The organism is Aurantibacter sp. (assembly GCF_039941195.1).
Lineage (GTDB): Bacteria > Bacteroidota > Bacteroidia > Flavobacteriales > Flavobacteriaceae > Aurantibacter_A.
This window is the reverse complement of the sequence record NZ_JBDVFA010000059.1, coordinates 1-16,836: the sequence shown is the minus strand read 5'-3', so window position 1 is coordinate 16,836 and position 16,836 is coordinate 1. Positions and strand designations below refer to the sequence as shown.

11 protein-coding genes are annotated in these 16,836 nt (G+C 34.5%); 2 read left to right on the top strand and 9 right to left on the bottom strand.

The window, feature by feature from the left end:
- Positions 1-889: 889 nt before the first annotated feature.
- The 6 genes from ABJF52_RS09495 to ABJF52_RS09470 all read right to left on the bottom strand — a co-directional run bounded on the left by ABJF52_RS09495 (position 890) and on the right by ABJF52_RS09470 (position 10,155).
- Entirely contained in the window at positions 890-5,167 is a 4,278-nt protein-coding gene (locus ABJF52_RS09495; protein ID WP_348149419.1) for a hypothetical protein, read from the bottom strand.
- Between the two features lie 639 nt (positions 5,168-5,806).
- Positions 5,807-6,640, bottom strand: coding sequence for a dienelactone hydrolase family protein (locus tag ABJF52_RS09490; protein WP_348149417.1), 834 nt, complete (start codon positions 6,638-6,640; stop codon positions 5,807-5,809).
- A gap of 86 nt (positions 6,641-6,726) precedes the next feature.
- A complete protein-coding gene (locus ABJF52_RS09485; RefSeq protein ID WP_348149415.1) occupies positions 6,727-7,782 on the bottom strand; it encodes an alpha/beta hydrolase in 1,056 nt (351 codons plus the stop codon).
- 2 nt (positions 7,783-7,784) lie between these two features.
- Positions 7,785-8,393 (bottom strand): hypothetical protein, encoded by a 609-nt coding sequence (locus tag ABJF52_RS09480; RefSeq protein ID WP_348149413.1) that lies wholly within the window; start codon positions 8,391-8,393, stop codon positions 7,785-7,787.
- A 23-nt stretch (positions 8,394-8,416) separates the two neighbouring features.
- Positions 8,417-9,346, bottom strand: coding sequence for a hypothetical protein (locus ABJF52_RS09475; protein WP_348149411.1), 930 nt, complete (start codon positions 9,344-9,346; stop codon positions 8,417-8,419).
- A gap of 245 nt (positions 9,347-9,591) precedes the next feature.
- Positions 9,592-10,155, bottom strand: a complete 564-nt coding sequence (locus ABJF52_RS09470; protein ID WP_348149409.1) for a YetF domain-containing protein — start codon at positions 10,153-10,155, stop codon at positions 9,592-9,594.
- 171 nt (positions 10,156-10,326) lie between these two features.
- On the opposite strand from ABJF52_RS09470, the gene ABJF52_RS09465 reads away from it, so the two are divergent.
- Positions 10,327-10,740 carry a YqcI/YcgG family protein gene (locus tag ABJF52_RS09465; RefSeq protein WP_348149407.1) on the top strand — a complete coding sequence of 138 codons (414 nt, stop codon included), beginning with the start codon at positions 10,327-10,329 and terminating at the stop codon, positions 10,738-10,740.
- Here ABJF52_RS09465 and ABJF52_RS09460 read toward each other — a convergent pair.
- From ABJF52_RS09460 to ABJF52_RS09450, 3 genes are all read right to left on the bottom strand, one after another.
- Positions 10,724-11,323, bottom strand: a complete 600-nt coding sequence (locus tag ABJF52_RS09460) for a DUF6642 family protein (protein ID WP_348149405.1) — start codon at positions 11,321-11,323, stop codon at positions 10,724-10,726. The genes ABJF52_RS09465 and ABJF52_RS09460 overlap by 17 nt on opposite strands.
- 151 nt (positions 11,324-11,474) lie before the next feature.
- Positions 11,475-12,779: a hypothetical protein gene (locus ABJF52_RS09455; RefSeq protein ID WP_348149403.1), complete on the bottom strand. Its 1,305-nt coding sequence runs from the start codon at positions 12,777-12,779 to the stop codon at positions 11,475-11,477.
- 88 nt (positions 12,780-12,867) lie between these two features.
- Positions 12,868-13,983 carry a hypothetical protein gene (locus ABJF52_RS09450; RefSeq protein ID WP_348149402.1) on the bottom strand — a complete coding sequence of 372 codons (1,116 nt, stop codon included), beginning with the start codon at positions 13,981-13,983 and terminating at the stop codon, positions 12,868-12,870.
- Positions 13,984-14,359: 376 nt separating this feature from the next.
- Here ABJF52_RS09450 and ABJF52_RS09445 point away from each other — a divergent pair.
- A partial coding sequence (locus ABJF52_RS09445) for a malectin domain-containing carbohydrate-binding protein (RefSeq protein WP_348149400.1) occupies positions 14,360-16,836 on the top strand: 2,477 nt, incomplete at its 3' end.

Below are 16,836 nucleotides of genomic sequence, written 5' to 3'. Positions count from 1 at the left end.
TATTTGATATAATTGTAGATATAGCGCCTTTAGGTCTATATCGTCAACAATTATGTCAAAGCAGTTTTACTTAAAAGTTATAATTAATTTTCGTTAGTCATTATTTAAAAGCTGTATTTAAAAGCTGTTTACTGGAAAGTTAAAAAATATTTATAGAGCAGGCGATTAAAGTAAATCCGATTAACTAGAAAGTAAAAAACAATCGTCAGCAATTCTGTCAAAGCTAAAATGTCGCGACCAGAATAAAATTACTTATTGCAAGGCAGCCGCTACAGCTCGCCACCAAAAGTAATCAGCCACTGGCTAATTTCTTTTGTCACGAATTTAAAAGCTAGCCTTTTAGATTTGTTTAAAATTCTCGTATTCGAGGAAATGTGTGCAAGATTTTTTTCTATAGCATTATTCGCGAGACTTTTATTGATTTTTAAAGGTGCTTATGAATGCTCCGCATTTCTCGTCAGCTTGCCGCAACAGCTAAAAATTTAAGAAAAATAAATTTCTTAGCCCTTGCTAACCTCCCGTCTTGTTTGAGGTTTTTAATTTGGCGCTTCTAACATTATGTAAAATAGGATTTCAATATTGTTACCAGTAACCGTTTATTTCTATCTTTTTTTCTTGATAAAAAAAGAAACAAAAAAATCAAGGCTTACAGATAATTTTAGAAACAATATACGGCTCAGTCGCTATATTCTAGAAAGCATTCTAACTCTTAAGACTGCTTTTAACTGATTGTAACAATATATCTGTCAATAAACTGTATTCCCAGCCCTCTAGAATATGGCCGCTCCCCTCCCCTATTGTTTGAGCCAAAATTCTCTTAGGCCATTTAAAATCAACTATAATCATGGTGTCAACAAAGACCTTTTTAGTTCTTTTGTTTGTAATAATTTTAGTAAGATTCAATTTCTTTAAAGACCTTATATACTTCAGTTTTATTTTTGAGCCCAAAATCTCTAGATGCTCCATATTCCTTAAAATACAATCGCTTTTCGCCCCATATACCCCAAATCAATTTGTAATCATTCTCTATTATGAACTTTTCAAATAGATCCTTTCTTAAAAACAAAAAATGTTGATTTGTATGGTAGTCCTCATAATAACGGATATTAATAGTTGCTAACTTTCCATCTTTCTCAAACAAATTAAATGTCTGTGGGGCATTGACTAAATTTAGTTGAAAAGAAATCTCTTTGGATAAAACACACTGATGACCGGCTTGTTTAGTTGAACTATGATGAGATTCCCAGTTATATTCCGCTACAGGGGCAAGGTATTCAAAGTCATTTGTTATAGTTTCTTCAATTTCTCTCTGTTCGGGATATTCCATTCGAAAACCATTTTCATCAAAAACAACCTCAGGATAATAGCCTTCCTCATCCTTTTTTACTACCTTTTTTATTCTATCCATTTCGAAACGTACTTCTTTAAAATTATCATAAGTAGCATCTTCTAATGTGTTCATCTCTCCTGCGAATGTGTAATAGTTTTCAGAAATACGTGGAATTCTATTGTGCATGAAATCGCCTCTTTCCAGCTGTCTCATAAAATTGGAGAAATCTTCATTCTTAATTAACATACCACGCACAAATACAAACTGTTCTCTATTATGTTCTTCATCTTTTTGGCTGATAAATCCATCAAGACATACCCAATCCTTATTCTCGTTATTTAGGTCTTTCATAACTAAATAGGACTTTAGGGATGGATTTTTCGAATTGTTTAACCAATCGATAAGACCAGTACTACGATCGCCCAAAAAATCCTCTTCAATGAAAGGTTTGTTTTCAGGGAGTTCTGGAAAAGTTGGGTCAATATCAGATTCGGATGGTCTGAAATCAGGCCAATCTTCTTTTACAAGATCGTTATCTTCCCGATAGCCATATATTTCAAAAAAGGCAATCCAAGAATATTTTTTTCCATATCTTTCAGTCTTAGCTTTTTCCGTTCTGGAGTTGTAATAACTCTGTTCGCTCAATCTTTTTTCTGCCTTTTTGAACTTTTCATTATCCCAACCTAAGTCAAAAATTCTCCAATAAATTTGACGCCTTACCTTTTGCTTTTCTGGTGGATCTGAATAAGAACCGCCGTCCGGTACAATTGCACCTATAGTGTAATTACTAAAATCCATGCGGATAGGCTCATCGTATCCATAATCCTTCTCACCATAATCGTATTCGCCCCAAGTACGAATACCTCCAAAAGAATATGGAGGTTTTATGTGATTGATTTGTTCCTCAGATAACAACTTAGGATGATGCATCAAAGAAATTTCAATACTCCTTCTTGCGTAATCTCTAGCAATAATATGAGTGGTTCCATGAGGAGCCTTAGGAGCAAAAACTAATTCATAAAGTCGATGAGTAATTTCTTTGAGCGTCTTTTCCCTAAAGTTACTAGATGTCCGCTCGTTGTGTTTTGCAAGAATAACGCCATAGAGCGCTCCTAACATTCGTTCCCATACATACGGATCATTCACTGATAACGAATATTCAGTTAGCTTAGTAAATTCAACGATATATCTTCTACCATAGTAATAAATTGCTTTTGTTGCATTATCCCTCGTTTCCCTATTGGTAGAAGTCAATAGCCACATGACTTTTTTGGCGGCAATATGGATTTTATCAGAAACAATTTCTTGGTCTTTACACGCAGTTTCAAAATCCTCAATAAAGTTTCTTAACCTTTCGGAAGAATAACGGCCATATTCTTTTCTTATATATTCAGTCCATGTTATATCTCTGTCAGCCATCGAGAGGTCAAATAACAAATCTGAAAGCAAATTAAAGTTTAAAGGATGTTCTATGTCCAATTCAGTATGTGCGAATAAACTAAAAACTCTATCCTTGTTTTCGTGATTATTGAAACTGTCTACAACTATTTGTATAGCCTCATCACTGTTTTTAATAACTACTTCAGTATTGATTTCAAATAGAGCACTAAGAAAATAGCGTTTAAGTTTGGTATCAATTTCTTCGTTGTTAATTGATAGTCCAAACTTCTTAATAATCAAAACCGAAAAACACCTTAAAATGTCATTGTACAAAGGATGTAGTGTTTCCCGAGTAATTAACTCTCTTTTGAATTTGGCACTATTTACATATTGTTTTAGTGAGGTATTGCTACCAATATCTTCAACCAGCAATTTTGCAATTAAATAACCGCTTAAAAGGTCATACGTAAATGTGATTACCTCTTGCTCTCCCCATTCTCTATAAATCAATAAACCCTCGCCTTCAAACGCCACTAGTTGATTTTCTTTGATCAAATCAGGCATAACATTAGTTAAATTAACACTACGACCACTTTCATCCCACAATCGTTTCGAAACACTGCGTAATATATTTTGAGAAAACTTTTTGTTATACTTCAAGGGCAATCTTAAATTCTCTACCACATTTTTATTTGATTTTTCAAGATATTGGTCGAATACATCAAACAAGTCTTCGTTTTGAAACGAGACTTCCTGTCCTTTTTTGGCTTCGCAGAATATTTTGAGGTAAAGGGGCTCAGAAAAATGGTTCATCGCCGAAGAGCGATTTATTAGTTTTATACCATAATGACTAAAATACCGTTCAATGGCTTCAACTAGATTTTCTCCAGTAAAACCATCAACCCGAGTTCGTTTCTGCCAATTATCCTCTGTAATATAAAAATAGTCATCAGGAAAAAGCTCTTTTTCATAGGACTCCCTGTAGGTAGTAATCAATAATACATTTGGATAGTTTTGATTTACCTCATTAATGAGCATTTCAAGGTTTGTTCCCCATATGCTTTTCCAATGAATAGATTCATTTAAACCATCTATTAATAAAACAGCCTTTGTATTGTTTACCCTTCCGGAAACATTCAAAGCACCCAAAAAATCCGTAACACTCCAATCACTAGGTAAATCCAATAGTTCTTTTAATTGTTCTTTAAGTGGTCTATTGGTTCTGAAATTTTTACCAAAAACGAATAATGCAGGTTTGTCATTGCTGATTTGATGCTCAACTATATTAGTTGCTAAATGGGTTTTTCCTTTAGAAGCTCCTCCTGAGATATGGACATCATTTAAATGTCCGTACTCTAAGCAGTGAAATATTGCTAGATAAGCATCCATAAAATTTCTAAGAGTGAAATAAGGTCCAAATGCTACCTCCCTGCATTTTTTTATTTTTTGTTTAACCGCTTCATCTTTTTCTTCCTCTTCGGTATCCCAGTGAAATGATGGAATTTCATCCTGGTCTTTAAGAGCAGAATAACTAGTGTAGAATTCTGTCAATTCTTGTTTGAAGGCAAGTGCATCATAAATAAGGGATGAAAGAGATTTAGGATCTTCTTGAATCAATAGCTCCTGCGCTTTATCTAGGATATTATTGCCTTTTTTGACAATGCTTGGATATTCATTAGAAAAAAGAAATTCCCTTACCTTTAAATAATCTTCACGAAACTCATCAGAAAAATCATGCTTTTGGATACTAGCAATTCTCTCATCGAATTCTTTTAAAAACCTATCTACTTCCAGTACTTTTTTACGTTCCTCTATGATTTCAGCTAGTCGTGGGTCGGAAAGAACTTGAATAACTGTTTCATCTGCCTGTCCAGATACATGCAGACCGTTCAAATATTTAGTTTTAATTACTGTTAAATTAGAAACCAAATCGAACTTACTTTTAAACCAATCTAAATCCAAGACTATATCGGCAAAAAAGTACCTATGGATGTCAGGATATTTCCGAAGCAGGTTTATAATATGTGAGTCACCGAAATGTTCAAGAGTTACATCATTTTTTTGAGGCAAAACGGCTTTGCCACCGTTTATACTCCTAGGTAAGGTGTCCATAAACCATGTTCTCTCCTCATTTGTAAAGGTTAATTGACTACACAGTACCCATTTTTTTAAATTGTTTCCATGTGTATCATAAGCCCTTTGAAGAGACTTCTTTATTTGGGTTTTTCTACCGCTTTCACTTAATCTGCCGAAAAACTTACATTGCCAACCCCATACATCACTATTAGGGAGTTCTAGAAAGAACTCTACACCATCACCGCCACCACTATCATCAATCGATGTCAGTCGCCCTTGGGAACCATATTCTTCATACACTAATTGATAACACAATTCTTCAAAACTCTTATTTTGATTGGTCTTGTATTCTTTTAAATTATCCCAGTTGATTAAACTCATAAATTTAAGCTTTCATAAATTCTTAAATTTAACGAGAAATTAGTTACGACTTTTAACAACCAATAAAAAATAATAAAACACCATTTCACACACATTGCCCTCCCTCCTACTGTCGGTCAGTTAATAAGTGTTTATTCACAAGATTTTTATTGTTTTTTAAAGGAGTTCATGAACCTCGGAAAGAAGCAATCTTCCTCATTTCAAAACCTAGTCCTCGGTTTCATTACCTTTTAAGAAGAAGTTTTTAGAAGAAAAATTTAAAGGAGAAATAGTACCAACTACTTTGCTTTACCCAAGCAAAGTGTCATAACCTGCCCGAATGAATTCGTTCAGGCGGGCGCAAGACATTATAGTACATTTTGTATTTGTAGTTTAGCCAGTGGCTGAAGTACAAATCAAGAGAGCTGGTGCGTTGGCATAATTCCGCTAAAGTTGAAACCAAGTAGCTATAATTCTATATTATGTAAAATATCCCTGAAGTCTATAGAATTGATTAAACTTTACAACAGGGTCATCAAACTTTTTTAAGCGGTGTCTGCGACGCATATTTTCATTTGTCCCATAATTAGTCGTTATGTAAAATGGCTTTGGTAGCTGTTTTACATCACAATTTCCTTACTCTAACCTTAATCCGTTTGTTCAGAAAACTTTTGCCAACAATTGTTGCAGGCTTGCCCATGATTTTTTATCCGCTTCAGCGTCATAGGCCAATGGCAAGTTAAATTTTTCACCATAGGCATCTGCAGCTTTGGAAGAATAACCATGTTTAACACCAGGGTAAGCGATGTATTCATAATTGGCTCCTATAGAATCCATTGCGGTTTTATACGCGGTTATAGATTCCGCACTTACGAAAGGATCATCAGCACCGTTACAAACCAAAACCTGAGCCTTTAAATCTTTATTTGGCTTTACAGGCAATTCAACTCCACTATGGAAGGCTGCAACTGCATCTAAGTCAATGCCTTTGTTCGCCATAGTCAATGCTACACTTCCGCCAAAACAATACCCAATGGCAGCTAGCTTTTCTTTATCTACAGATTCATGCTGTTGCAATACCTCAATCGCTGCGTTAAATCGTGCTGTGGCTTCTGGCAGATTGGACATAACATTCATGGCAAATTTTCCTGCATCATCCGGATGATTAGCTTGTTTTCCATCACCATACATATCTACAGCTAGTGCTGTGTAACCAAGTTCGGCAAGCATATCGGCTCGTTCGCGAACATAATCGTTGTGGCCCCACCATTCGTGAACGATGAGTATTCCAGGGCGATTCCCTTTTTTATTTTCATCATAGGCGAGGTACCCCTTTAAGTTCGTAGAATCCGTAGCATATGTTACCTCGGTTCCATTAACTTTTACAACGGTAGTTTCTGATTCGGTAACTGTTTCAGGTTTTGATGTTGTTTTTTCTTTACATGATGCTATTAGTACAAGTGCAACTACTAAAAAATAAGAGATACTTTTCATATTTAAGTGATTTTTGGATATTATAAAGATAGCAATTACTCGCATTCAGTGTAGTTTTATAAAAGCTGTAATTTGTAAAAAACTACCTATTTATGCCTATTAATAAACGCTATAACCTTGTCAGAAAAAAGTTGGGGTTCATGCAGCATAGGGTTATGCGCCGATTTCTGAAACATGAAGAGTTCCTTGTCATTAGACCCTAAATTGTCAAAAGCTTCTTGCGCAATTGCGGCAGGAACCACTAAATCATATTTACCCCATAATACTATTGATGGGAGTGTTATTTCCGATAATCTTTCCGTAAATGACACCTGTTGAAAAAGTCCTTGATCTTTTACTAAAATGTTATTTATTTTATTGCTGTTCCATGAAACCTTAGAAAAGTCATCTGATGGTACATCATCGCCATAATCAGCTATTGCTTCATTTATGACCTTATCCTCCTCAAGTATCCCTTCTCCTTCATGTGCAGCTCCATTTAATTTACCAGAATCTTCAAAAGTATTAAGTGGACTGGAATTTTGCACTAAATTTAGAACACTTCGCCAATGTGCAACACTATTTTCTAAAACTATTTGTTCATTGGCAATAGCGGTTAATGAAATCTTATTTTCTTGGTAAAGGCCTTTGGGGTCATGTACACCTGCAACATCTATCCATCCCGAGAATTCTTCTTGGTTTTTTAATAAAGTCGCAGTCCCCAGTGTGCCTCCCCAACTATGGCCCATTAAAAATACTTTGGAGTCTTCACCGTATTTCTTCTTAATTACCTTTGCCAAAGCCACGATATCTTCAGCCATTATCGCAACACTTACCTCCTTTTCGGAATAATTACCTTGGGCATTGTTATGTCCTCTTTGATCAAAATACACAACTGCGTTGTTTTTTTCAATGTCGGTTCTTATGGTATTCAATCTATACCATAATCCATTTCCACCTGGCCCTCCGTGTAAAATGATGAGGAATACCTTATCAGAAGCATTACCATGAATATAAGCGGGCATGTCAGCCTTTTTATGCCGCACGAAAATGGTTTCATTGAGTTCATTTATATCTAAATTTTCTTTAGTGCATGAATTCATACTTAGCACTAATACTAATATGGCTACAATTTGTAACTTGCTTTTTATAATTTTTTGCATGATTACTTCTTTTTAAAATTAAAACGATGTCCGTATTGAATTGAATATCCACCTAATACACCAGCATTATACGGTGTTCTTAAGGTGTAGTTTAGATTGAGATACCAACCCGAACGCCTTTTTCCAGTGCGCTGCCTTCCAATTCCCACACCAATAGATGGTGCGTAATAACTTCTACCCGGAAGTTTAACTTTGGAAACCTTATCTTCTTTTACCTCAAAAGTTTCAGGAAGAAAAGAGCGATAATACCCTAAAGGATTTACTTCAAGATTAAACTGCCATCGCTTCGGATTTGTTCTTCGCCATATTAATCCGTAATAGGTATGCAATCCATTATCCGTTTTGTTGGAGAAATTAGTTGCATAGCCTATGCTTCCATTTATTAAGAATTGATGGGTAATTGTTTTGGCCCTTTTCCTTTTTTCTTTAACCTTTAGCTTTTCTTTCCATAGATACTCAGCACCTAAATTAAGTCCGTGTTCAAATTGAATGTCTCCATAATATCCTATTTTAAACGCTGTTCGATTTAAAAAGGAAGTTCCGTCAATCATACTTTGGCCGTGCAAATTTATTGCGCAGGCAAGCAGTAACATTAGCGTATGTATTTTCATGTTTTTGAATTGAGTAGTTCGATTTATTGTAGTGGTTCTAAGCCAAATGTGTCTTCAAGACCCTGTACTATGAAATTATCTAAAGTGGTAGTATGATTACCTGAACCTTTAATAATGTTTGTATTTTTCGACTCTAAAAACTGAACTTCTTCATCAGTAAGACTACCAACAGCTTCGTCTGTGGTTCCATAAATGTAGGTTACGTAAGATAGGTCTTCAATGGTATTTAAAAGTTGCGTATACCTGTTTTTTCCTAATCCTGCACTTATTCTGAGAAGGTTTCTTTCTTTTACATCAGGATCTGGTTCTGCAGCTATCACGGGAGTTGTGCCGTTCTCAAACCCTCCTTCAATTCCCGCTGCAGATGCTTGCCACAAATCTTCATTTATATCTAATCGACCAGTCATAATGAGATATTTATCAGCACTAGCTATTCCCTTTTTTGCAATAAGTTCTTGTGTTACAAATGCACCAAACGAAAATCCTAAAATATGCACTATTCTACCTTGACCCTTAAAATATGTAACCACCTGATCAAGAATTTCTAAACTTTCGTTATTAATAGAAACTGCTTGGTTTAAGGTGATGTCGTTAGTTTTTACTATAGTAGAATCTAAGGTTTGTGCTTGGTGAACAGCTACATTTAAGATGTCGGTAGTATTAAACACTAGGGGAATTAAATCTGTTATTTCTGTATTGAATTCTGTACTTGGTCCACCAGGTATAGTAATTAATACTGTAGAAGCTTTTTCTTTCCCTTTAAAATAAATTAAATTTTTAATTTCTTCTGATATTTCGGTTATCGGATTAGGAGTCTCTTCTTCCTTGATTGGAAGCTGGTTGTCGTCATTGGAACAGGAGTACGAAATGATGGATAAAAATGCAATTAGCATTACATAGGTGAAGAACCGAAATCGATTCTGTTTTGTCATTTTTAAGGATATTCTTTTCATTGTTATATGTTTAAATTACACAACTAAAGACCAGTGGAATTTTAAACAGTTGCACGAATGAAAAAATAGAAAAGTATAGAAACACCTAAAAACAAGCATTTTATGAAGTATAATGCTTGTTGAGAAGGTGTTTGAAAAAAAATAATTTATGAAGTATTGAAGCTGTTATTGGTTCAAACGGACTCATTATTTTTTGGAAAAACTATGAGAATTTTAATGTTTAAGAAGGTGGTTTTATAACGATTTTATATACTAACATCTTTTAAAATTTCTTCATTCATAGGTCTATCTTCACTATTATGAATTACAGAGACATCACCAGTACTTTCAAAAATTACAGCTTTAACTTCATTAAAATTGTGCACATTGGCTTCTCTTAATTTTGCAATTAAATCGTCTTCACCAACATTACATTTTTTCAGCTTTTTGTAGAGAATTTTTCCATTCCACATAATTATCTGTGGCTTGTTGGTAAATAATTGCTGGAAAGCTTTAACATTTCGCACCAAATAGGAGAATAAGGTTTGGAAAGCTATAATGGTCAACAGTGCAATTCCTCCTTTTAGTAAGGAATAATCGCTATTGAGAATAATTGATGCTAAAATAGATCCAATGGCAATTGTCGAAGCAAAATCGAAGCTAGACATTTTCGCAAAAGTTCTTAATCCAAACACACGTGTTAGCACTATTATAATGGTAAAAATTCCGAAAACGGATAGGATAAGCAAAAGTATTTCTTGGATGGACATGCTATTAAAATATAGATTCAACTCAAAACTAAGTAAAGGACTGCGAATAAATTGATTCATTAAGTAGAAAACTTAACTCATTTATTATTAGGGAAATAACTTCTGAAATGAGTTAAAAAATAATCTATTTGAGTTATTTGATATTGAAAGCCTGCTATAATTTTGAGTATTCTCAATGGTGGAAATACTGTTGTAAATGAGTGTATTAAGTAATTTGCAATAACAATATATATGGCATCCAATGCATCAATTGATACTTTAGAACAACTAGACAAGATAGAACAAGACTTTAAAAATTTTGTACTGAAGCAAAAGCATCCATGTGTGATGGCCAAGTCAGTATTTAAGATGGAGCACTTTCATTTGAATATTTATGATGACGTTGATGCGGATAGCGCAATTAAACTTCTGAATGATTTGGAGGATTATATTGCACAGTATGATTTTGAGAGTAATCAATTTGAAAGCTTTTTAGCTGTTTTTCCAAATACAATTTTTGTATCTGAATTGGCATTTGAAAAAGGCTTGTGGAAGCTGCTTCAAATCTTGCACGATTTTGATGATTGTGTTTGGGATAGTGCTGTGAGTGATAATCCTAATAGTCCAAAATTTAGTTTTAGCCTTAAAATTAATAATACAATCTAAAATCAAGTAGTTTGCAAGCACTGTAATGTCTTTGGTGTAATTCTTCGACTATGGCCAACATATTATCATCATCCTTAAACAAATTAAAGAAAGCTTTATCAAGATTAGAACTGCTTATACTGCTAAGTGCATTACCATATCCAGATACGGCTTTTGCGCCGGTGATATCCAAAAAGTATTGCGCTTCTTCTTCGTCTAAATCCAGAATTTTTGCATTCGAAAAATGCAAAATCTTTCCTTTTAAACTTCCTTCAAATATTTCGGCAATTTCTTGTAAACTATAATAATAATCATTTAAGCAAATACTATTTGCTTCACCCGCCATAACCAAATAGATTATTTCATAATCTTTAAAATTATGATCGTCCAAAACTAAGGTGTTCAAGCTAGCTTCTAAGCTTTCAATAGTGTCGCATGTTTTGTAAATACTAGCTATTCCATAGTTCATAGCTAGTTGTTCTAAGTCTTTTTGTGCTTCAGTAACCTTGTCCGTTTCTATTTCGGGAACCCCTTCTAAACAATAAATGAAATGGTCTTCATACGTAATTTGTTGTTGTGGCCACTGTTGTCTTTTTTCTAACAAGTTTTAGAATTTATTTGAGTAAATAAAATGCAAAATTAAAGTAACTTTGCTATATTTTTCAGTGTTTTAAATTTAATTTCAATGTGCTACAAAGTATTACAGTAAACTGTAGTTTTATTGTCAGAAGAATGTATTTTACTAACGACAGTTTTTATTCGTCCAGAAATTTGTGCCTTAAAAGCCTATGATAAAAGTCATCGGTGGTATCATAAATATTACCTCTGTCATTAGCGTTGGAAAAAGTGACTATCTCTTTTCTATCATCTAGCCAAAGTGCATCTGTTAGATTGTATTCATCTTGTTGTAACGATTCATCCCAATCTATCAAACACAAATCTTTATTAATTCTTAGGAAAATTGGAGCAGTATTTGATGCTTCCACAATAAAATTTCCCGATCCTTGGCCGCATAATATTAAACTACCATCTTCAATTTCTGTTAGATAAATTCCTGTTTGATAGCCAAACCCTCCGTAAGTTCGTTCCTGAATTAGATTTAAATCTGTGTCTAATTTTAAGACCCAAATATCAGTGTTTCCAAAACTTGTGCTTACGTCACCATCATTACCGCGAGTGTAACCTGTAATTAAATAGCTATTATCACTTTGTTGATGAATATGATTGGCACCATCTGCATCACTTGAGCCAAAAGTATTATACTTTAATAATTCACCATTGGTACTTAATTCATCTACAACAAGATCTGATGATAGTCTAAAGGTAACAAGGTAGTTCCCATTATTGTTAATTAGTATGTATGAAGGCTCTGCATTATTACTTAAGGGCTTAACCCATTGATGTTCCCCATTAGTATTTAATGATAATACAAACGATTTGTAGCCAAAACTAAAAATGTTGGAGTCATATGTGGTTTTACCGGTTATGATATATTCCCCATTAGAATTTTCAACTATTGCTGTTGCGTACGCGCCTAGGTTGATTTCATCTTCAACTTCAACGATATATTCCCAAATGAGTTCACCATCTAAGTTCACTTTTACAACATATATTTTTGATACATCACCATTTCCTTTACGTCCAACAGCTACATAATTATCATCTGAGGTATGGATTACATCATAAAATTCCCCAGGTTGTTCTGGAAAAGTCCAAATAGGTTCAAAAGTTTCATCAACTGCATATAGTGCAGCATTACCATTTTCATCAAAATTCGTTTCATCAAAAGTCCCGGTACATATAAAAACACCATTATTGTAAATGAATTTTCTTGAAAAATCATCATCGTTACCCTCTAATATTATATTGCTATTAAGAAAATCTGCATCAAATAATTTGTGATTATAATTTCCAGATATCTCTGTTTCTCCGGTACAGTCTGTATCAGCTGTTTCAGGATTTTCATTTAAATTCTCATCTGTTTTTTCGGTGTCAATACTTTCTGAAGTACAGCTAATGCATAGTATTAGCAAAGTAAGTGGGTAAAAAAACTTGTTCATATAGATAATATGGCGTTTGGGTTAATGTTTTAAGTTACTAGTTGGAGACATTTAACTGGTGCGAGGGATTGGTAAAAATCCAAGTTGATTAATAGGTCATCAGATTTTTCATGTAGTTTCCCTCATGCTTAGTTTTGAAAACCTTCTGTGTTTTCGAAGATGGTAAGTTTAGCATAATATTAGTCAATACTTCGTCAATATCCGTAGCAGGCATTCCTAAATAAACATCTGGGTGGTATAAATAGCGTAGTATATCATAATCTAGTGGTAGCGGTTCAGCGGGAAGTGAGCTTGCACACATCATACTTCTTTTTGGCTCATAGCATAAATCTGAATGACTTAATGCTAATAAATGACCTAATTCATGTGAGAATAAAACAGTGTTTGTAGCGTTCACCCAAAGCGTATTTTTATAATCCCCGTTGTCTAATTGATATCCTGCGGCATAACCATCAAATCCATTACTTACAATATAGTCATAATGAAATGGCCATAAATCCTTAATAGCTTCTACAGGGCCATGGTAAACATGTACGTTTGCTTCTTCTAAAGTACTTACTATGGTAATTTCCATTCCATCAGTAAAAAGGGCGTTGTAAGTTTCCAATGTTGCAGCTACATTTTGTTCAAATTCGTCGGTAACATTACCATCTAAAAATAGTTGTAGACCGCCTTCTCTTTTATAAATACTCTCATAATATGCTTCGGGATTTTGGCTTTCATAATATAAAAGCATGTATTTAAATTGATAGATTACTTCTTTTTGGTAATTTGTTAAGGGGCCATCTTCTTCATCTTCTAAATTTAAAGTAATGATAGCACTATTTTCAAATTCAGCATCAGAAACTGTTATTTCAAATTCGAGTTCTTGTACGGTTTCAAAATCAAACAATGTGGTATCTTGACTTACCTGTAGTTCGCCAGATGTCGCATTTATAGTTAGGTATTGTTCAGAATCAATTGTAAAAGTTAATGGGTCCGCTTCTTGGTCTGAAGCTAGAACAGTGCCTATAGAAGTTCCAATAGTTGGATTCTCACTTAGTGTAAAAACTTGATCTTGAATAGTAGGACCTGTATTCTCTGGTTGTATTGGTTCAACTTTTTTTTCTGGAATAATGGTTGTGGTTTTGGCGCCTTCTTCTTTGCTACAACTTACAATCAACAGGAGCATAAGAAAAGGAATACTTTTTTTGAGGAGGAACATCTAGTTTGGTTTTGGTTGTATAAAGATACTTGTTGATATGTTATTATAAAATACCCAATAGTGGGTATTAATTAGAGCATAAAGCTGTTCTAATATCGGTAGAACCGGCTTGCTTTAAAAGTTAAATTGAATTTAAATTTCTAATTTGAAAATCGCGTTTCTGGTATAGTTAACTTATCCAGTACTAATTTTAAAAGCTAGTTGTGTTTTACTCATAAATACTCTTTCTACTCACTTTTAACAGAAATTCACAACACTTTATCGATGTTTCACATACAAAAAGTGTTATCTGACAACAATTCAAGATTTGCCCAAATCTTATACAACGCTTTTACCGTAACTATTACTAACCTATTTATCAAACCCCCCGAATCGAATGATTTCACTATTTGAAGTAGAAAAAAAGGCGCCTTATTTTAAAAATCAAATCTTACCATTTAAACTTCTTTTAGCAGTCCTACTTAGTAGTTGGACCAGTGCTACAATTTTAGCACAGGAAAACAGCTATGCTGTTATGGAAGTTGTTGAAGTCGAATTCGAGACTCAACTACAATACGACAATGCCTACCTAGAGGTCGATGTTTGGATTGAGTTAAGAAAATCTGAATCGGTAAATGAAGTTTATCGTATTCCAATATTTTGGGATGGTGATAATGTATTTCGTGGCCGTCTCGTAGCAACTTCCCCAGGAAATTGGAGCTGGAATATTATTAATGCTACAGTAGAAAATTCTGACCCCGCTTTCATTGATAAAAAAGGTTCTTTTACTGCTTTTGAGGCCGATGTTACTGCCAATGCAAATAATCATGGATTTATTAGAGTGGCGGAAAACAATCGAACATTGGAGTATGCCGATGGTACGCCCTACTTTTATACTGCTGACACTTCATGGTCTGCACTTACCGAAGTATTTGATTATAGTACTGCAAATAATATTACAGGAATCTCTTTTCAAGAGTATATTCTAGCTAGAAAAAACCAAGGGTTTAATGGACTTAATGTTATTGCTAGTTTTCCTGATGATACTTATATAGCGGATTATAATAAAAACAAACAATTTCCTAATCGAACAAGAGGTTTATGGTCTGATAATACTTGGGGTAAAAAAGTGGGTCCAAATGGCGCTACACCTTTTGAGATGAAAGCACCCAATGCTGAAATTACTGATTGGAGTGAAGAGGTTGATTATAGAAAAATTAATCCTGAATATTGGAAATCCGTAGATCAACGAATGCAGTTTTTGGCTGACGAAGGTTTTGTTACTTTATTTGAATCTGTAAGACGCCACGAACGTTGGCCGTTTCGTACAGATGCATCAGAAAAAGATGCTTTTTACAATTACATCCGTTATTTATGGGCACGTTATGGTTGTTATAATATGATTTTTAGTTGGGTTCATTTGGATTCAGACGCTAAAGTTTACAAGCCTTGGCGATCTCTTGTAGAATATGCGTACGATAAATTAAGTGTTCAATTGGGTAATCAAATGCCGTATGGTCAACCGAGAACAGCAATGTCTTTCGATACTTCACTAACGAATTGGGGAAATCCGAATGAAGCTGAATCACAATCATATCCTGGCCTATCAAAAACCATGGACGTACAAAATGTAAGTAACGCTGGAAGAGATGAAATTATGCACGAATGGTTAAGTGATTTGTATGATGACATAGAACAACCAGCCTTAAATCTAGAACCTTTTTATCCTGGCTGGGTTTCTAGTTCTGATTTTAATCCAATTACCGAAGGTCTTGATGATACTACAATGGCACAAATGCAAATGTATGGTTCTGTTTTAAGTGGTGGCTTTGCAGGGCATGCATGGGGAGATGCATGGTATGCAGGAGCAGTTGAAAATTGGGGTACAAAAACTGATAGAATGGTAGCCTATAATGATCCTCAAGTAAATGCTATTGAAGCTTATGAGTCACAATCAATGGGACACTTAAAGAACTTTATGCTAGATACCGGACACGAATATACGAGATTGATACCAGCAGCAGATACCCATTTGAGTGATAGCCAAAAGTTTGTACATTCCTTAGCCATATCGGATGATGAAGAGTTTGCATTAGGATTTTTTGCTGGTGTCTCAAGGTCTAATCCATCTGTACTTCCTACAATAACAAACTTATCAGCCGCTAAAACATATCTTTTTGAATGGTGGAATGTAACTACAGGAGAGTGGATATCTGCTGGTAAGATTGAAACTAATAATGATGGAGTACTGCAACCTCCAACCTTGCCAAATAATGAGCGTGAAAAAAATTGGGCATATCGCATTCGTTCTGAGGCCTATTTGGGTGAAGAAATTGAAGATGAAGTTGTTGACGAGCCAATAAATAATTTTGCGCTTCGAATTAATGCGGGAGGTAATGAATTTCAAAAAGATGGAAATATTTTCTCGGCGGATACTTCTTATAATACTGGAAATACCTTAAACAGACCGCAGACAAATCTCGAAGCTCCATACAAATCATTTAGATACAGCCGTTCTCAAGAGTTGAGTTATGAAATTTCTTTGGAGGATGGTGAATATACGGTGCTGCTACATTTTGCAGAACTTTGGTTTGGGGCTACTGGTGGCGGAAATGGTGGCGAAGGCTTAAGAGTTTTTGATGTAACCATTGAAGATAACTTAGTTGAAGATAATCTTGATGTTTTTGCCGAAGTTGGCGCAGAAACTTTACTAACAAAAACATATACCGTAAATGTTACAGATGGTCAATTAGATATCGATTTTTCTTCACTGGCTTCGGATGGTGGCAACAGACACCCAATTATAAATGCTATTGAAATTTTGGCTTCAGAGACCGTAGATATACCAGAAGAGGAAGAAGAAGAAGAAGAAGA